Here is a 19,324-nt window from a genome sequence, read left to right as displayed (position 1 = left end):
ATGTACGGCGCCTATCTCCCCAAGAAACCCCGGCGCGTGCTCGTGCTCGGCTCCGGCGCGCTCCAGATCGGTCAGGCCGGCGAGTTCGACTACTCGGGATCGCAGGCGATCAAGGCCCTCAAGGAAGAGGGGATCGCCACCGTCCTCGTGAACCCCAACATCGCCACCATCCAGACGAGCGAGGGGCTCGCCGACCGCATCCACCTCTGCGCGGTCACCCCGGAGTTCGTCGAGCGGATCATCGTCAAGGAGGAGGTCGACGCGATCGCCCTCTCCTTCGGCGGGCAGACCGCGCTCAACTGTGGGCTCGAGCTCCACGACGCCGGGATCCTCGACAAGTACGGCGTGCGGGTGCTCGGCACGCCGATCAAGGCCATCCGCGACACCGAGGATCGGCGGCTCTTCATCGATCGCCTCGACGAGATCGGCGTGAAGACGGCCCGGAGCCGCGCCTGCCGCACGCCGGCCGAGGCCATGGCCGCGGCGCGCGAGATCGGGTTCCCCGTGATGCTCCGCGGCGGCTACGCGCTCGGCGGCAAGGGCAGCGGCATCGTCGAGAGCGAGCGCGACCTCGACGACGCCGTGCGGCGCGGCTTCGCCGGCGGCGTGCCCCAGGTGCTCGTCGAGGAGTGCCTCCGCGGCTGGAAGGAGATCGAGTACGAGGTCGTCCGGGACGGTCGCGACAACTGCATCACCGTCTGCAACATGGAGAACCTCGATCCGATGGGGATCCATACCGGGGAGTCGATCGTCGTCGCCCCGTCGCAGACGCTGAACGACGAGGAGTACCAGCTCCTCCGCTCGGTCGCGCTGAAGACGATCCGCCACCTCGGCATCGTGGGCGAGTGCAACATCCAGTACGCGCTCGACCCGAACAGGGTCGATTACCGGGTCATCGAGGTGAACGCGCGCCTCTCCCGGTCGAGCGCGCTCGCCAGCAAGGCGACGGGCTACCCGCTCGCGTACGTAGCGGCGAAGATCGCCGTCGGCTACACGATGCCGGAGATCGCCAACGCGATCACCCGCAGGACGACCGCGTTCTTCGAGCCGGCGCTCGACTACCTCGTCTGCAAGGTCCCGCGCTGGGACCTCGGCAAGTTCCGCGGCGCCTCGATGCGGATCGGCAGCGAGATGAAGAGCGTCGGCGAGGTCATGGCCATCGGCAGGACGTTCCCCGAGGTCATCCAGAAGGCGCTCCGGATGCTCGACATCGGGGTGAAGGGGCTCGACCCGGACGCGTTCACCTTCAAGGACCTGCCCGACGAGCTGAAGAACGCCACGCCGCTCCGGATCTTCGCCGTCGCCCGCGCGCTGCAGGAGGGGATGTCGGTCGACGAGATCCACGATCTCACCAAGATCGACCGGTGGTTTTTGCACCAGATCGAGCCGATCGTGCGGATGCACCGGGACCTCAAGACGCTCCGGGTGGCCGCCCCGGCGCAGGCCGACAAGCCCGCGGCGGCGCAGGAGCCCGCGCTCGACGAGGCGACGCTCCGGGAGGCCAAGCTGCTCGGCTTCAGCGATCGGATGATCGGCACGCTGACGGGCGCGCCGCGGGGCTCGCTCCGGGAGCTCAGGAAGCGGCACGGGATCGTGCCGCACCTCGCGCAGATCGACACGCTCGCGGCCGAGTTCCCCGCGGAGACGAACTACCTCTATTCGAGCTACCACGCGTCGGCCACGGACGTCGCGCCGTCCTGGCGGAAGAAGATCATGGTGCTCGGGTCCGGCGCCTACCGCATCGGCTCGAGCGTCGAGTTCGACTGGTGCTGCGTCAACGCGATCCGCGCGGCCTCGGAGCTCGGCTACGAGACCATGATGCTGAACTACAACCCGGAGACGGTCAGCACCGATTACGACACGTGCGACAAGCTGGTCTTCGACGAGATCAGCCTCGAGACGGTGCTTGACATCTACGAGCGGGAGCAGCCGTACGGCATCGTGGTCAGCATGGGCGGGCAGGTCCCGAACAACCTGGCGCTCCGGCTGCACCAGGCCGGGGCGCGCATCCTCGGCACGAGCGCGGGGAGCATCGACGCGGCCGAGGACCGGAAGAAGTTCAGCGATCTGCTCGACCGGCTGGAGATCGATCAGCCGCGCTGGGCGCACGTCGTCGACGCGGCCGAGGCGGGCGAGATCGTGAACAAGCTCGGCGGCTTCCCCGTCCTCGTGCGCCCGAGCTACGTGCTGAGCGGCGCGGCCATGAGCGTGGCGCACGAGCCCAACGAGCTCGATCGCATCCTCGCCAGGGCCAAGGCGGTGTCCCCGGCCTACCCCGTGGTCGTCTCGAAGTTCGAGACCCACGCCCGCGAGGTCGAGATCGACGCGGTCGCCGACCGTGGGGAGATCGTCCTCTGGGCGATCAGCGAGCACGTCGAGAACGCTGGCGTCCACAGCGGCGACGCGACGCTCGTCCTGCCCCCGCAGTCGCTCTACATCGCGACGATCCGCAGGATCAAGCAGATCGCCCAGCAGCTGGCGCGGTCGCTCTCGATCACCGGGCCGTTCAACATGCAGTTCTTGGCCAAGCACAACACGGTGAAGGTCATCGAGTGCAACCTGCGCGCGTCGCGGAGCTTCCCGTTCGTGTCCAAGGTGACGGGGAACAACTTCGTCCGGGAGGCGATGCGCCGGATGCTCGGCGTGTCGCAGCCGGTCGAGAACCGCGGGCTCGATCTCGATTACGTCGGCGTGAAGGCGCCGATGTTCTCGTTCTCGCGCCTCGTGGGGGCCGACCCGATGCTCGGCGTGGAGATGGCGAGCACCGGCGAGGTCGGCTGCTTCGGGGACGACGTGCACGAGGCGCTGCTGCACGCGCTGCTCGCGACCGGGTTCCGGTTCCCGAAGAAGGGCGTCCTCCTGTCGCTCGGGCCGCTCGAGGACAAGTACTGGTTCGCGGACGAGGCGCGCATCATCGCCGAGCACCTGAAGCTGCCCATCTACGCGACGCCGGGCACGGCCGAGGCGCTCCGGGCGCTCGGGCTCGAGTGCACGAGCCTCGCGAAGCAGCTGGAGGAGGGGGAGACGGCGATGAGCGCGATCGAGCAGGGGAAGGTGGATCTCGTGATCAACATCCCCCGCGAGTACGACCAGCTCGGGCGTCCGGACGGGTACCTGATCCGGCGGCGGGCGGTCGACGCGAACATCCCGCTCATCACCGATCTCCAGCTCGCGCGGGCGGTCATCGAGGCGATGCGCGCGAAGCGGATCGAGGATCTGCGGACGCTCGCCTACGACGAGTACATCGCGCGGAGCCCGGTGGCGCTGCGCTGACGGGCAGGCCCGCGCGCCCTCGGAGGGGGCGCGCGGGCACGTCCCCTTTCCGAAGCACCACGAGACGGCTGCCGCGGCTCATCGAGCTCACCACTTCGGGAGCTACGCGAGCCAGCTGCGTTGAGCGAGCTTATCGCCCTCGCGGACTCGAATGCGAGGGGCTCACCCTCAGTCGTTCGTGACGATGAACCAGCCGTTCACCATGCTGCCGGCGGTCGTCGAGCTCGCTCCCTGGATCGCGCTGCCCCCCTCATTGCGGAGGCACATGCCGACATTCCAGTTGCCCTCTGTCAACGAGGTCGTGCCAGAGACAGAGTAGGTGGTGCGCGTCGGCGTGAAATAGTGGTTCGCAAAGGCGCCTCCGAAGAAGTTGACGAGATCGCCCCCGACGCCCGCCTCGTCGACCGGCTGGTAACAGAGGCCGACCACGGCGAGGAGCGGTGCGCTGGACGGCGCCAGACCGAGGACCGCAGAGGCCGATCCGGTCACGCGCTTTCTTCCGGTGATGCCCACCGACCCCGGAGGACCGACGAAGACGTATTCGGGGCTGTTGCCAGAAAAAGAGGTGGCAATATTGCCCGCAATCGCGATCGTCGCGAGCACCCCCGACGGGCCGACCGGCCCCTGAGGGCCCTCGGGACCTGGCGGCCCAGGAGGACCCGGGGGACCCTCAGGGCCCACCTCGCCAGGCAGCCCCTGAGGCCCCTGAGGCCCCTGAGGCCCCTCGGGCCCAGGAGGACCCGGAGGACCCTCAGGACCCACCTCGCCAGGCAGCCCCTGAGGCCCCTCCGGCCCAGGAGGACCCTGCGGCCCCGCGACCCCGGTCGGGTTCCCGACCCAGTTGCCGTTCTCGTCGATGACGACCTTGTCGCCGATCTTCACCAGCTTCGGCGTGATCTCACCAACGGCGTTGTTCGCGACCATCGCGTACGGAACGCTCCCGATCGCCGCGCGAGGCTCCATCTCCGGATCGTTCGCGACCTTGATTCCAAGGTAACGGACCGAGCCGTTGAAGACCTTCGCGGCCTGCTCCTCCGTGAAGTCGAGCACCGTTGAGAAATATCCGTCGTCGAACGAGATCGAGATCGTCTCGCTCCAGAGCGGCGCCTCGCCATCCTCGGGCGCCTCGGCGGCGTACACCGAGAACGTCACCTGGAGCGCGTCGTTGACCGGCTCTCCGTTCGCCGTGAAGAGCCGACCCTGGTGCGTGATCTGCGTCGGCACCGCGGCAGACGCGCCGCGCACGAGACCGACCGAGGCGGCGAGGAGGACACAGATCGCGAGGACACGCCGTCCCATCCCGTTCATGGCAAGCTCCCATTCGCCCCGACCAGCCCGCCCTGCATGCGGTAGCTCGGCGAGGTCGTCTTTCCCTGATTCTGCGTCGGCTGACCGAGGGTGAAGACCATGCGGTAGCTCGGGCTGCTCACGACCTCGCCCGCGCTGACCACATCGCTCGCGGCGACACCCCGGTCCGCAACCTCAGCCTTACCCCCCTCCCCGCCCCCGCCATTCGACGCCACCGAAGGGCCAGCCCCCGCACCGCCAGCACCACCGACCCCGCCACCGCCCGACCCGGCCCCGGTCACCGTCACCTCGTCACCGGCGCAGCTGCAGCCAGGAGACACGACGAGCGATGCAATAAACAGGCCAAACCAGGTAAAAAATTGCGGTCGCGCCATCAACGTGTTCCCCTCTGCTTCTGGGGCTTACGATCGGGAACAACAAGGTACGCGCGCCGCCACCAAGGTTCAATCGAATCCCGAACCCGCGTGAAGCATCGCCGCTTTACGTCGCGGTCGACGGGAGGCGCAACGAGCACGACAGCACGCCGGAACGCTCACGCCTCAAGAAGATGTCCAAGCGAGGTGCGTTACGAGAAACATCCGCTCTCCGGTGGAATGCTCTCGCTGCCTCTCTCCACCTCTGCGCCTGCGCGCGGCGTGGAGCCGGTCCAGCCATGAGCGCCAGAGCCGCCCATCGGTGTTCATCGACGCGTCCGCCGCCCTAATTGCTGAGCACGCTGATCGCCGTCGCGCTCGCCGAGGCGGTCGACTCGCGCATCGACCCGCGCTGGACTCGAGGGCTCGCCGGCGCCCTGCTCATCGTCATGGGCGCCATCGACCTGCGCGGCGCGATCCGCCCGGCCGCGGGAGAGCCCGCGCCGACGCGGCGATGCCGCGCCGCTACAGCGCGCGACCGGGCGGGCCCACGCCGCCGATCCCGTCGACCGCGTCCGCCGGCGGGCCCGGCGCCCCGCCGGCGGCGGCGCGCAGCTCCTCCGAGACCGCCGCGGGGTTGAACGTCACGAACCACCGGAGCGACCACCAGAGCAGGTTGAACCAGGCCGGCGCAGGCAGCCGGCGCGTCACGCCGACCTCGGCGATCCCGGCCGCCGCGAAGAAGACCGGCAAGAGGGTGCCGAGATCCGCGCGGTAGTCCATCGCCTCGCGCACGTCCGCGTTGATCCCGGCGACGGCGTGCGCGACGGCGCGCGCGACGCGCGTCGGGCCAGGGTGGCCCTCGGGCCGCGGGGCGGCGAGCGGGCGGCCGTCGTCGTCGCGCGCCGCGCCGACCAGCTCGGCGAGCCGGGCGCGCAGCCGCTCCGCGTCGAGGCCGCCGTCGAGGCGCTCGACGATCACCGAGCCCGTGATCGGTCGGACCTTCACGACCTCGCAGCCGGGATCGGCCGCGAGCTGCTCCGCGACGCGCTCGCACGCGCGACGATGGCCGGCCAGCGCCGGGGCGCGCAGGCGGACGCGCCGCTCCAGGGCGTGGACCAGGAGCACCGGCGGCAGCCTCATGACGACGGCTCCCCGTGGAGCTCGGAGGCGCCGTTGCTCCGGCGCGCGGCGCGCGCGCCCCGCTCCGCGCCGCCGGCCTTGTGCCGCACGCGCTCCGCGATCTCGGCCCAGAGATCCTCGGCGTGCTCCCGCTGGCGCTCGACCAAGGCGAGGCCGAGCCGGCCCAGGTGGAGCCCGAGCGCCGCGATCTCGACGACCACCGGCCGGAGGTGCTGCTTCTTGCCCATCAGGAGGACGGCGCTGCCGACCCCGAGGGCGAACGACGGTGGATGAAACCTCATGATGCCGTATCCCCCTTCCGCGAACAGGCGGCGCGCGCGGCGCGCGCACCGTCGTCCGAGGGCTCGACGTTGACGAGGCCGACGGTGTCGACCGGGTGGACGATGACGATCTCGCGGCCGGCGCCGGCGGCGCGCCCCAGGGAGCCGCGCGAGAGCGAGGGCAGCGCGCCCGCGAGCACCGCGAGCGCGAGCTCGCCGGCGCGGAGGCGCCGCGCCCCGAGAAGGCGGCCGAGGGAGCGGGAGCCGAGCGCGAGCGCCTGGAGCGCCGAGGTCGCGGCGAGCGCGCGCGCGACGTGCGGGTTGTCCCGGCGCGCGAGGGGCCCCGGAGCGCCCTCCGCGGCGCCGGCGCGGCAGGCGAGGATGTGGAGCAGCTGCGCGGTCACGAGCGCGGTGAACGCCCTCGACCCCGCGGTCGCGCGGCCGCCGAGCGCGTACGCCGCGAGCGAGGCCCCGGACATCATGGCCGCGTCGACCCCCAGCGCGCGGAGGTCGCGGCGGCCGAGCAGCGGCGCGGCCGGGTCGCGCGGGGGGCGCCGCATGACGCCGGGCTCGGCCGGCTCCAGCGCGAGGGCGAGCGCGGGCGCGATGTCGGTGAGCAGGTTGATCCAGAGGAGCTGAAGCGGCGTGAGCGGCGAGGCGCCGGCCAGGGCGCCGGCCAGCATCGCGAGCACCTCGCTCGCGTTCGTGGCGACGAAGTACGCGATCGCGCGGCGGACGTTGTCGTGCAGCCGCCGGCCCTCGCAGACCGCCTCGGCGAGGCTCGGCAGGTCGTCCTCGGCGAGGACCACGTCGGCCACCGCCCGCGCGATGTCCGTGCCGCGCTTGCCCATGGCCACGCCGACGTCCGCGGCCTTGAGCGCGGGGCCGTCGTTCACGCCGTCGCCCGTCATGGCGACGATCGCGCCGCGCTGCTGGAGCGCCCGCACGATGTCGAGCTTCGCCTCGGGCGTGACCCGGCTGTGCACGGCGTCGGCGGGGATGCCGAGCGCGGCGCCGATCGCGCGCGCGGTCCGCTCCTGATCGCCCGTGAGCATCAGGGTGCGGATGCCCGCGCCGGAGAGGGTCGCGAGCGCCTCCCGCGCGCCTTCGCGCGCCGGGTCGCGGAGCCCGACGAGGCCGGCGAGCTCGAGCGGGGCGTCGTCGTCCGGCCGGCCGTCCCGCCGCCACGCGAGGGCGAGCACGCGCAGGCCGCGCGAGGCCATCGCGTCGTTCTGCCGGAGCACCTCGTCGCGGCTTGCGCCGCGCGGGGCGTCGCAGCGCGCGACCACCTGCTCGGGCGCGCCCTTCACGAGCTCGATCTGCCCGAGCTCCGGGTGATCGTGGACCGTCACCATGAACGCGCGCTCGGCGGAGCGGCGCTCCTCGCTCACGCGCCGCGCCGCGAGGCGCCGCGCCGACACGGGATAGCCGGCCGCGAGCGCGAACTCGACGAGCGCGCGCTCCGTGCCGCTGCCCTGGACGACCTTGCCCACGTCGCTCAGCTCGACGTCGGCGTTGAGCGCGGCGATGCGCGCGAGCGCGTGCACGCGCGGGGCGCTCACGGCGACCTCGCGCCCGTCCTCGCCGACGAGCGCGATCTCGCGCGGCGGCCCCGCGCCGCCGCGATCGCCGCCGCCGCGCTCGTCGCGCGCGGCGCGGGCGACCCGCAGGACGCCCTCGCCGGGGAGGAAGATCTCCGCGACCCGCATGCGGTTCTCGGTGAGCGTGCCGGTCTTGTCGGCGCAGACGACGCTCACCGCGCCGAGCGTCTCGGCCGCGGCGAGGCGGCGGATGACGATGCCGCGGCCGCGCAGGCGGCGGCTCGCCAGCGCGAGCGCGGTGGTGCCCACGGCAGGGAACCCCTCGGGGATGGCGGCGACGCCGAGGGCGACGGCGCTCCGCGCGAGCGCGCGGAGCGGCCGCCGCCGCGCGAGGCCGACGACCACCACCGCCGACGAGCTCGCGAGCGCGAAGGCCGCGAGGCGCCGGCCGATCCAGGCGAGCTCCCGCTCGATCGGCGGGGCGCGCTCGCCCTCGCGGGAGAGCGCGCGCTGGATGTCCCCGAGCGCGGTCCGCCCGCCCGTCGCGACGACCACCGCCGCGCCCTCGCCCGAGGCGACCGTGGTGCCCGCGTACACCATGCCGCGGCGCTCGGCGAGCGGCGCGCCGGCGTCGACCTTCGCGGCGCCCTTCTCGACGGGCTCGCTCTCGCCGGTCAGCGTGCTCTCGTCGACGGCGAGGTCGCCCGCGGCGACGACGACGCGCGCGTCCGCCGCGACCGGCTCGCCCGCGCGGAGCGCGAGCACGTCGCCGGGCACGATCTCCGACGCGGCGAGCCGCAGCTCGCGCCCGTCGCGCACGGCGCGCGCCCACCCGACCCGGAGCGCGCCCCAGGCGTGCAGGAGCTCCTCGGCGCGCGACTCGGTGTACGTGCCGATCGCCGCGTTCGCGCCGACGACGACGAGGACGGCGCCCGCGTCGACCAGATCGCCGAGCGCGAGCGAGAGGCCCGCCGCGCCGAGGAGCAGCGCGGTGGGCACGGTGAAGAGCTGCGCGGCGAGGATCTCGAGCGACGAGCGGCTCGCGACGCCGGCGAGCTCGTTGGGGCCGACCTCGCGGAGGCGGCGCAGCGCCTCGGCGGCGGTGAGGCCCGCGGCCGGGTCGACGCCGAGCGCGCGGGCGACCTCGCTCGCGTCCTCCGCGTGGGCCCGGTCGACGGCGGCGGCGCGCCCGTACAGATCACGCTCGACGGCCGGCGCGCGCTCGCCCCGCGCGGCCCCCGGCGCCCCGCCGCCGCGCTCGCGCTCGGCCGCGCCCTCGCGGCGCAGGCGGCGGCACGCGCCGCGGACGAGCGCGCCCACGCCCTCGGCCAGGGCCAGCGCGGCGCGCCGCGCGGACGGCGGCGGCGGGGCGCCGGGCACGGCGTGGGCGGCGAGCACGACGGCGGCCAGATGGGCCGCGTCCTCCCGCACGCGCACGAGCACCCGCCCGGTCCGCGCGCTCGCCCGCGCGGACGCGACGCCGGGGACCGCGGCGAGGTCGCGCTCGATGCGCGCGGCGCGCGCACCATCGCCGAAGAGGCCGGCCACCTCCGCGCGCAGCCGCGCGATCCCGGCGCGCCCGTGCAGATCGCGCCCAGGCGAGCGGCGGAGCCGCCGCGCGCTGGCGCCGCCGCGGCTCCTCCCCGCGCCGGCGAGACCGATCCAGCCCGTCCCCGAACGCCCCATGATCCTCCGCGCTGGGCTCTGGGCCTTTTCAAAGGTCGAGCCAGCGCCGGTGTGCGGGCGGGCCACATCGCTCGGCCGGGCCGGCGCGGCGGCCCCGAGCCCGGCGAGGCGCCGCCGAGGTGGTCGGCTTGTTGCGGTCAGGGCGCGGGGTTAGCGGGCCTGGCCGGGGTCGGGTCGCTCCCGGCCTACGTGGCCTCCAAGCACGGCCTGGTCGGGCTCAGCCGCGTTCCTCCTCTCCGACCGCGCGACGTACATCAACGGGCGCGCGATGGCCGTGGACGGCGGGTGGACCGCCTGGAGATCGATCGTCGAGGCGGCCCGCTCCCGCCTCCGCTCACCCCCGCGCCGCGATCGAGGCGAGGACGGTCTGCAGCGCGCTCGGCTCGATCGGCTTGACGAGGTGCATGGCGAAGCCGGCCTCCTGGGCCCGGCGTCGATCTTCCTCCCGGCCATAGCCGGTCAGCGCGATCATGAGCGAGGGGGAGGTGCCCGGGCTCCCCATCAGGGCGCGCGCCACGCCGTACCCATCCATCCCGCCGGGGAGGCCGATGTCGCACAGGACGACCTCCGGCAGGAACGCGCGGGCCGCATCGACGCCGGCGGGCCCGGACAGGGCCACCTCGACCCGGTGGCCCTCCATGGCGAGCAGCGCTTGCAAGGTCTCCGCGGCGTCGACGTTGTCCTCGATGATCAGGATGCGCAGCGATCGCGCCGCGAGGTCCGAGGCCGGCGCGGCGCCCCCGGAGGGCAGCGCGACCTCGCGCGAGAGCGGCAGGCGGAGGACCACCTCCGTCCCGCGGCCGATCCCCGCGCTCTCGGCCGAGACCGCGCCGCCGTGCAGCTCGACGAGCCCCTTGACCAGCGCGAGGCCCAGCCCGAGCCCGCCCCGGCTGCGGTCCAGGCTGCAGTCGGCCTGGCTGAACGGCTCGAAGGCGCGCGCCAGCATCGCCACATCCATGCCGATGCCGGTGTCGCGGACGCGGATCGCGGCCGAGCTCTCCGGCGCCGCCGACAGGGCGACCGTCACCCGTCCGCCGGCCTCGGTGAACTTGCTCGCGTTGTGCAGCACGTTGCCGATGGCCTGCGACAGGCGGGTCGGGTCGCCGTGGATCCACAGCGGCTCGGCCGGGATCTCCAGCGCGAGCTCGAGGCCGCTCGCCTCCAGCGTGCTGCGGCAGTCCTCGGCGGTCTGCCGGAGCAGGTGCGCGAGGTCGCAGCGCTGCTTGCGCAGCTCGATCCGGCCGCGGGCCACGCGCGAGACGTCGAGGAGATCGTCGACCAGCCGGGCCATGTGCGAGACCTGCCGCTCGAGCACGCCGCACGCCCACGCGGTCGACGGCTGCTGGGGCCCGGACCGCCGCAGGAGCTCGGCGGCGTTGCGCAGGGGCCCGAGCGGGTTGCGCAGCTCGTGGGCGAGCATCGCCAGGAACTGGTTCTTGCGCTGGTCCGCTTCCCTCAGCGTGGCCTCGGCGCACTTCCGATCGTGGATGTCCGTGCAGGTGCCATACCACTTCACGATCTCGCCCGACGGCCCATGCACGGGCACCGCGCGGCCCAGGTACCAGCGGTGCTCGCGGGCAGCGAGGACCCAGAAGCGGTATTCGAGCTCGTACGGCTCGCCGGACAGGACCGAACGGCGCCAGCTGTCCGTGCACCTCGGGCGATCGTCCGGGTGCACGAAGGAGATCCAGCTGTCGCCGGTCACCTCGCCCTCGCTCAGGCCGCAGATCTCGTACCACCTGCGGTTGTAGTAATCGACGCTGCCGTCCGGGCGCGCCGTCCAGGCGATCTGCGGCATGGCGTCGGCGAGCGTCCGGAACTTCGCCTCGCTCTTCCGGAGCATGTCGTCGACCAGCTTCCTCTCGGTGATGTCGTGGGCGATGCTGATGACGAGCCGCCTGCCTGCCGCGTCCTTGCCCAGCGGCGCCCCGCGGAAGAGCCACGTGCGCTGCTCGCCGTGCGCCGTGGTGATCGCGGCCTCGAGCTCGCCGGTGGAGCCGGCATCCAGCGCGTACAGGGCCTTGACCCTGGAGCGGACGGCGTCCTTCTGCGCCGGATGCGCCCTGTCGATCCACGCCTCGATGGTGGGGATCTCCTGGCTGGCGTAGCCGGCGATGTCGGTCCAGGCGGGGTTGACGCTGACGACCTGGCCGTCGTCGGCGTGAATCATGATGGGAAACGGGATCGCCATCACGGCGCGACGGAATCGCTCCTCGCTCTCCTGGAGCAGGAGCTCGGCCTGCTTGCGCTCGGTGATGTCGATGACCGAGCCGACGTAGCCGAGGAACTCGCCGTCCGGGCCGAGCCGCGGCGAGCCCGACGCGATGCACCAGCGGTACTCGCCGTCGCGCCGGCGCAGGCGGTAATCCAGCCGGAAGGGCTCGCGCCGCGCCTCGGCCCGCCGGAAGACCTCCATCGTGGCCTGGCGATCCTCGGGGTGGATCGCGTCGAGCCAGCCGAAGCCGAGGTAGGTCGCTGCGCCCTGATCCGTGAACTCGGACCACCACCGGTTGCCGTAAGTGGCGCGGCCGTCGGAGTCCGTGATCCAGATCATCACGGGCGATCGATCGGCCATGTTGCGGAAGCGCTCCTCGCTCTCCCGGAGGGCCAGCTCCGAGAGCTTCCGGGGAGTGATGTCCCCGACCACGCCCACCATCCGCAGCGGGCGACCGCCGTGATCCCGCTGCACCAGCGCGCGGCTGTAAACCCAGCGCACGCGCCCGTCGGCATGGAGGAAGCGGAACTCGACGGAGTAGTCCGTCTCGCCGCGAAACGCGCTCTCGACGCGCCCCCAGACCGCGTTCCGGTCGTCGGGGTGGAGGCGCCGCGCGAAATCGTCCACGGTGCCGCCGAACTCTGCCTCGTCGGCGCCCGCGCACTCGAGCGCCTCCTCCGACCAGAAGAGGCGCCCGCTCGGCACATCCCACTCCCAGATGCCGAGATGGCCGCCCGCGAGGGCCAGCCGCAGGCGCTCATCGCTCTCGCGCAGGCGCTCCTCGCCGGCCTGAGCCAGGAGGGCCGCCCTGGGATGCAGCTCGGCCTCGCTCGGGCCGCGCGGCGCGCCCTCTCCTCGCGCCCGCTCGTCGATGTCGGTCGCCGTGCCGAGCCAGCGGCCCGCCCGGCCGCCCGCATCCTCGATGATGGGCTCGGCTCGACCGCGGAACCAGCGGTAGGCGCCGTCATGCCGCCGCAGGCGGACCTCCAGCTCGAGGGCCGCGCCCCGCTCGACGGCCGTCCGCCACGCCGCGATGCAGCGCACCGCATCCTCCGGATGGATGACGGCGGCCAGACCGAGGCGCATCACCTGGTCCGCGGCCGGGCCGGTGTACTCGCGAAAGCGGCCGTTGACGTAATCGCACGAGCCATCGCTGCCGGCGACCCAGACCAGCTGCGGGATGCTGTCGGCGAGCAGACGGAACTGCGGATCCACCCGGCGCGGCTCGGCCCCCCGCGGCTCGGCCCCCCTCGGCTCGGCCCTGCGACCCTGCTTCGTGGAGATCACACTCATTCGATTCGCGTCGCGCGAGTCCGCCCGGCGTGACGGGCGAGACGCCGTGGACGCTTTGTCTGCGCTCAGCTCCTTCCGCAAGGGCCGGAGGCGCACCGCTGATGCGGAGTTGCCGGCATGCCATCCGGAGAGAGCTCAACGCAAAGGCGCAAAAGAACAGATATTATATATTTTTCGTCTTTGCGCCTTTGCGCCTTTGCGCCTTTGCGCCTTTGCATCGAACTTTCTCTTCGCTCGCGAGGCAGATCCGTGGCGGGATTTCTGACGCACGGAACTAGCCGCGTCCGAACCGCTCCACGAACTGCCGGTGCGCCTCGAGCTCGGGCGCGTCTCCGCTCCAGAGCTCCTTTTCGCGGTAGCCGGTCGCCACGGACAGCACCTCGATCCGCCGCCCCTCGGCCCTGAACCGCACCCGCCACGAGGTCACGGCGAGCCGCATCGCGTCCCCGTCGGCGCGGATCCTCCGGTAAGGGTGCGGCTGCGGGCCGAGCGCGAGCGCGCGGTCCACCCGCTCGCGCAGCGCGACCCCGTGCGTCGCGTCGAGCCAGGCGGCCTGCTCGGCCGCGCGCTCGCCCCAGACCACCTCGAAGCCCGGCTCCGGATCCGCCGGCGCCTCGCCCGGCGCGAGCGGCGCGACCCAGCCGGTGCGCGCGTGCGGGTAGGCGTCGGCGTAGGGCACGTACGGCTTCAGATCGAGCACCGGGGTGCCGTCGATCATGTCCACGCCGCTCACGCGCAAGGTGAGGCCGTCCACCCCGAGGAGCTTGACCACGCTGAGGCCGATCGGGTTCGGGCGGTGCGGCGAGCGCGTCGACAGCACGCCGCGCCGCTTGCCGGCGCTCCGCGGCGGCAGGACCTTCGGGCGCCAGCCCTCGTTGAGGTGGAACCAGAAGACCACCCAGAGGTAGTCCCACCCCTCGATGTCGCAGAGCGCGTGCTCCAGGCCGCGGCCGGGCACGAGCTCGATCGTGCCCTCCGCCCCGGCCGCGGCGTGCGGCTGCCGCGGCGCGCTCACGCGGTCGGGGAACGGGGTGCGCACCACGCCGATGGGCGTGAACGTGACGGGCTTCAGCATCGCGCCGGAGCCTAGGGGATCGACGGGGTGGATGCGATCGGCGCCGTCGGTGGGCTCGACGTGATCGGGGCGCTCGGCGCGACCGGCGTGCTCGACGCGCTCGGCGCCGGCGGCCCGATCGCCGCCGCCGGCGTCACCGGAGCGGCACCTCGACGATCAGGGCCGCCGGGCCCTCGAACGCCGCCCGGCCGCGCTCGATCGGCGACCGCTGCGCCGCGCCGCCGAACCGCGGCTCCTCGCTGAACGCGAGCACCCGCGCCTCCGGGCGGCCGAGGTCCAGGGCGAGCGCGCCGCGGAGCGCGACGAGCGCGACCACCGCGGTCTCGCCGCCGCGGCGCTCGATCCGGACCGCGTCCGGGGAGAGCGCCTCGGCCGAGAACGCGTCGCGCGCGCGGCTCCGCAGCGCGGGGTGCGACGCGCGCAGGCCGAGGAGCTCGCGGTACCAGGCGAGCACGCCGGCGTGCTCCGGCCGCTGCCGCTCGCTCCAGTCGAGCTTCGAGCGCTGGAACGTCCGCGGATCCTGCGGATCCGGCACCTCCGCGCCGCCGAACGACGTGAAGTACTGGAACTCGCGCCGGCGGCCCTCGGTGACGAGCCGGCCGAGCTCGTCGTGGTGATCGGTGAAGTACTGGAACGGCGTCCGCGCGTTCCACTCCTGGCCCATGAACAGGAGCGGCGTGTACGGCGTGAGCAGGAGCAGCGCCGACATCGTCCGGAAGGCCGCCGGGCTCACCTTGTCCCCGAGCCGGTCGCCGAGCGCGCGGTTGCCGATCTGATCGTGGTTCTGGATGCAGTGCACGAACCGCGGCGGCGGCACCGGCTCGGCGGGCGTCCCGCGCGGCTTGCCCGAGTGCTTCGAGACCTGCCCCTCGTAGAGCCACCCCTTGCGGATCGTCGCGGCGATGTCCTCGGCCGTGCCCCGGTGATCCTCGAAGTAACCGTCGCGATCCCCGGCGAAGAGCACGCGGAGCTCGTGGTGGAAGTCGTCGGCCCACACGCCGTCGAGGCCGTAACCGCCCTGCTCGACGGGCGTCACGAGGCGCGCGTCGTTCATGCTGTCCTCGGCGATCACCACGACGCGCCGCCCCTCGCCGGCCGCCCGCGCGCGCTCGGCGATCTCCCGGAGGATGTGGGGCTCGGTGTCGTCGAGGATCGCGTGCGTCGCGTCGAGGCGGAGGCCGTCGATGTGGAAGTCGCGGATCCACATCTCGGCGTTCGCGATGGCGAGCGCGCGCACCTGCTCGGCGCCCTCGCCGTCGTAGTTCACCGCGTCGCCCCAGGGCGTCATGTGGCGATGGGTGAAGTAGCGCTTCGCGTAGGCGCGGAGGTAGTTCCCGTCGGGGCCGAAGTGGTTGTAGACGCAGTCGAGGATCACCCCGAGCCCGGCCGCGTGGGCCGCGTCGACCAGGCGGCGGAGGCCCTCCGGGCCGCCGTAGGCCGCGGCCGGGGCGAAGAGATCGACCCCGTCGTACCCCCACCCGCGCTCGCCCGGGAAGCTCGCGACAGGCATGAGCTCGATGGCGGTGATCCCGAGCTCCCGCAGGTCGGCGAGCCGCCCGATGAGCGCGTCGAACGTGCCCTCCGGCGTCGCCGTGCCGACGTGCACCTCGTAGAGGACGAGCTCCTCGAGCGCGACGCCCTTCCACCCCGCGTCGGTCCACGCGAACGAGGGGTCGTCGACCGCCGACGGGCCGTGCACGCCGAACGGCTGCGCGCGCGAGTAGGGGTCCGGGAACGGCCCCTCCCCGTCGATCCGCACCTTGTAGAGCGCGCCCGCCCCGAGGCCCGGCGCCGTCGCCTCGAAGTAGCCGCCGCCGGCGGGGGTCGCGGGCAGCGCGCCCGTGATCTCCTCGCCGTCCTCGGCGTAGGTGACGATCTCGATCCGATCGTGGTCGGGCGCCCAGACCCGGAAGCGGACCGCGCCGCCCTCGAGCCATGCGCCCATCGTGCGAATCGCCTTCATGTCACTGACCTCGCTGGGTCGCCCGCACGAGCAGGGCGACGGGAAAATCGGAGAGCACGCGGTCGAGCGGGAGCACCGCGCCGTCCTTGGGCTCGGACGTCGCGACGGCATCGCGCGGCAAGGAAGCGGAAGGCGACGCCTCGATCTCGGCGCCGGTGAAGAGATCCGTGTAGAGGCCGGGCTCCACGTCGACGAAGGTCCCCGCCCACGCCTTCCCCGTCGGCGGGGCGCAGGCGCCGCCGAGCAGCCGCGCGCTGAACCGGGGCGCGATCACGACGGCCGAGCGCCCGTCCTTCGGGTCGCGACGCGCGAAGGCGACGACGTGCGTCTCGCGCTCGCCGATCACGGCGCGCGGGGCGTAGGCCCCGTCGGCGCCGAAGAGCGCCGGGTGCCGCCGGCGCAGCTCGAGCGCCACGTGCGTGACGAAGAGCTTGATGCGGCCGTCGCGCGCCGCGGCGCAGAGCTCGCGCGCGAGCGCGAGGTCGCCGCCGTTCCACCGCGCGCGGATCTCCGCGAGCGCCTCCTCGCGCGACGCGTAGTCGACCGCGCGGCGGTTGTCGGGGTCGACCAGGCTGAAGTCCCACACCTCGTTGCCCTGGTAGATGTCCGGCACGCCCGGCGCCGTGAGCTTCAGGAGCGTCTGCGAGAGCGAGCCCCACATGCCGTGGTAGGCGACCACGCGCGCGAGCGGCAGGAGCGCGCCCAGGACGTCCGCGGACGCGATCGCCTTGCGCACGAACGCCTCGACGGCGGCGTCGTACTCGGGCTGCGCGTCGATCCAGGACGTGTTGACCTTCGCCTCCTTCGTGGCCTTGCGCATGTAGTCCACGAGGCGATCCGTGTAGGCCGAGAGCGCGTCGCCCTCGGGCGCCCGCGGGCCGCTGGAGGCGCCGAGCAGCGGCTCGATCGGCAGGCTCCCGAGGAGCGTCTGGTAGAAGAGGTACTCCTCGTTGCTGTCCGGCGCGAGGCGGCCCTCGATCTCGGCCTTGAGCGGCGCCGCGGCGGCGGCCGCGCGGTGGAGCGTCTCCTCCCACGCCGACGGGATCTCCGAGAGCACGCTGATCCGCGCGCGCACGTCCTCGCTCCGCTTCGTGTCGTGCGTCGACGTCGCGAGCATCGAATAGGGCCACGTCTTCTGCCGCTGCACGTTGGCGCGGTGGAACGCGAGCACGCTCGCGCCGTAGCGCTCGGGCTCGCCGCCGACCTCGTTGAGCGACACGAGCCGGTTGTAGATGTAGAACGACGTGTCCTCGAGCCCCTTGGCCATCACCGGGCCGGTGAGCTGCTGGAACTTCATCACGAACTCGCAGAAGGGGCGCCGGTCCCCGTCGCGGGACAGATCCGGGTCGAGCATCAGGACCGAGCGGAGGAACGTGAAGATCGTCGCCTCCATCGTCGGGTTGCGCCGGCGCGCGAGGGCGACCGCGCGGCCGATCGCGACCCGGTCGTGATCGGAGATCGTCGGCGTCCGCTCGTTCACGTACGTGCGGTAGACCGGGAAGCACGCGATCACCTCGCGAAGGGCGTCGTTGAGCGAGCCCAGGGTGAAGTCGCGGAAGCGGCGGTCGCGCTCGGTGAGCCGGTTCAGCGCGTGCGTGAGCACGTTGAGCTCGCTCGCCAGCGCCGTCCGCAGGATCACCTTCTTCTTCTCGTAGACGAGCGTGTCGAACTCCAGCTGATCGCCGATGAACCGCTCGTAGATCGCGGTCATCGACGCCTCGCTCGAGGAGTCGACGAAGAGCTCGCCCACCGCCGCCGTGAAGTCGTAGCCGCTCGTCCCGTGGATGGGCCACGCCTCGGGCAGCGTCTCGCCGCGGGCGAGGATCTTCTCGACGACGACGTACATCGGCCGCTCGATCGACGGGCCGCGCGCGCCGTGCGCCGCCGCGACGCCCACGCGCTCCTCGATGGCCGCGCGGATCGCCGGCTCCAGCTTGGCGAAGCGGGCGGCGGCCGGCGGCCTCCGGCGCCCTTCGTCGAGGCTGCGCGGCTCCGGCTCGCCCGCGGCCTCGGCGAGGAAGCGGCGGCGGCAGCGCTCGACCAGGTAGCCCCGCTGCAGGTCCTCGAAGTAGCCGATGGGGTCCCAGAGGCCGTCGGGGTGATCGATGCGCAGGCCCGTGACCTGGCCGCGCTCGCAGAGCTCGAAGACGAGCCGGTGCGCCTCGGTGAAGACCGGCCGGTGCTCCATCCTGATCGCCGCGAGCTCGTTGATGTCGAAGAACCGGCGGTAATTGATCTCCTCGGCGGCGGTGCGCCAGAAGCTCAGCCGGTAGGCCTGCTCCTCGAGCAGCGCCTCGAGCGCGTCGAAGCTCCGCGGATCGCCCGCCTTGCCGTTGATGCGCTCGACGCCCTCCGCCACCGCCGCCGCGACCTCGGGCGAGTCCGCGACGAGCGTCGCGAGCCGCCGCTTGAGGACCTGCTTCTCGCGCCGCCGCTCGATCACCTTGGCCCGCTGCGTCTCCGTCCGCGGCGGCAGGTTGCGGAGCCCGGTCAGGATGCTCTGCAGCTCGAGGAGCGCGTCGTGCTCCTCGCCGAGCGCGGCGGCCAGGTTGGGCACGAGCGGCCCGATGACCATCCCGTACGTCCGCGGGTTCACCGGGAAGACGTGATCGAAGTACCGGAGGACGCACGCGCCGTTCTCGAACTCGATCTTGAGCTCGCCGCGCTCGAGCAAGGGCCCGTAGTGGTCGCCCAGCACGGGGAGCAGCACCTTCTGCTTGAGCTCCGTCTTGAGCGGCGCCCAGTCGATGTCGAAGAACGGCGCGTAGAGCGAGCTCGGGCCGTTCTCGAGGACGTCGTTCCACCAGGCGTTGTCGGACGTGCCGACGCCCATGTGGTTGGGCACGAAGTCGAGCACGAGGCCCATGCCGTGCGCCGCGAGCTCGCCCGTGAGCCGGTCGAGGTCGTCGCGGCCGCCGATCGCGGGGTTCAGCGCGTTGTGATCGACGAGGTCGTAGCCGTGCAGGCTCTCCGGGCGCGCCTTGAAGAAGGGCGACGAGTAGAGATCGCTGACGCCGAGCGCGTCGAGGTAGGCGACCACGCGCCGCGCCTGCTCGAAGGTGAAGTCCTTGTTGAGCTGCACGCGGTACGTGGCGCGCGGCAGCCGCGGCGCCACGCCGTCGCACGCCGCCTCGACGAGCCGCGCCGCCTCTCGTGCGGCGCCGTCTGCTTGGCTGCTCATCTTCTGTTCGTCCGACGCTTCCGTCATTCGTCG

General features: G+C 73.0%; 9 protein-coding genes. 1 reads left to right on the top strand and 8 read right to left on the bottom strand.

Annotated features, from left to right (window positions below; all coding sequences use genetic code 11):
* On the top strand, window positions 1-3,273 hold the full coding sequence (gene carB, locus NQZ70_RS14970; RefSeq protein WP_129574812.1) for a carbamoyl-phosphate synthase (glutamine-hydrolyzing) large subunit: 3,273 nt from the start codon (window positions 1-3) through the stop codon (window positions 3,271-3,273).
* Between the two features lie 168 nt (window positions 3,274-3,441).
* On the opposite strand, the gene NQZ70_RS14965 is transcribed toward carB, so the two are convergent.
* The 8 genes from NQZ70_RS14965 to treY form a co-directional block, all read right to left on the bottom strand.
* On the bottom strand, window positions 3,442-4,581 hold the full coding sequence (locus tag NQZ70_RS14965; RefSeq protein WP_269467635.1) for a collagen-like protein: 1,140 nt from the start codon (window positions 4,579-4,581) through the stop codon (window positions 3,442-3,444).
* An 878-nt stretch (window positions 4,582-5,459) separates the two neighbouring features.
* Window positions 5,460-6,077 (bottom strand): HMA2 domain-containing protein, encoded by a 618-nt coding sequence (locus NQZ70_RS14960; protein WP_129574811.1) that lies wholly within the window; start codon window positions 6,075-6,077, stop codon window positions 5,460-5,462.
* Window positions 6,074-6,358, bottom strand: a complete 285-nt coding sequence (locus NQZ70_RS14955) for a hypothetical protein (protein WP_129574810.1) — start codon at window positions 6,356-6,358, stop codon at window positions 6,074-6,076. The genes NQZ70_RS14960 and NQZ70_RS14955 overlap by 4 nt, the downstream gene beginning before the upstream one ends.
* On the bottom strand, window positions 6,355-9,564 hold the full coding sequence (locus NQZ70_RS14950; RefSeq protein WP_272828393.1) for a cation-transporting P-type ATPase: 3,210 nt from the start codon (window positions 9,562-9,564) through the stop codon (window positions 6,355-6,357). Before NQZ70_RS14950 ends, NQZ70_RS14955 begins: the two co-directional genes overlap by 4 nt.
* A gap of 334 nt (window positions 9,565-9,898) precedes the next feature.
* Entirely contained in the window at window positions 9,899-13,072 is a 3,174-nt protein-coding gene (locus tag NQZ70_RS14945; RefSeq protein ID WP_237245316.1) for a PAS domain S-box protein, read from the bottom strand.
* A gap of 274 nt (window positions 13,073-13,346) precedes the next feature.
* Entirely contained in the window at window positions 13,347-14,147 is an 801-nt protein-coding gene (gene tsaA, locus NQZ70_RS14940; protein WP_129574809.1) for a tRNA (N6-threonylcarbamoyladenosine(37)-N6)-methyltransferase TrmO, read from the bottom strand.
* Between the two features lie 133 nt (window positions 14,148-14,280).
* Window positions 14,281-16,110, bottom strand: coding sequence for a malto-oligosyltrehalose trehalohydrolase (gene treZ, locus NQZ70_RS14935; RefSeq protein ID WP_129574808.1), 1,830 nt, complete (start codon window positions 16,108-16,110; stop codon window positions 14,281-14,283).
* A gap of 1 nt (window position 16,111) precedes the next feature.
* Window positions 16,112-19,318, bottom strand: a complete 3,207-nt coding sequence (gene treY / locus NQZ70_RS14930) for a malto-oligosyltrehalose synthase (RefSeq protein WP_129574807.1) — start codon at window positions 19,316-19,318, stop codon at window positions 16,112-16,114.
* Between the last annotated feature and the right edge of the window lie 6 nt (window positions 19,319-19,324).

The sequence above is a fragment of the Sorangium sp. So ce836 genome (assembly GCF_028553905.1).
In the GTDB taxonomy this organism is placed as follows: Bacteria; Myxococcota_A; Polyangia; order Polyangiales; family Polyangiaceae; genus Sorangium; species Sorangium cellulosum_D.
Note: the sequence above shows the minus strand (reverse complement) of the source record. Positions and strands in the feature narration are given on the sequence as shown.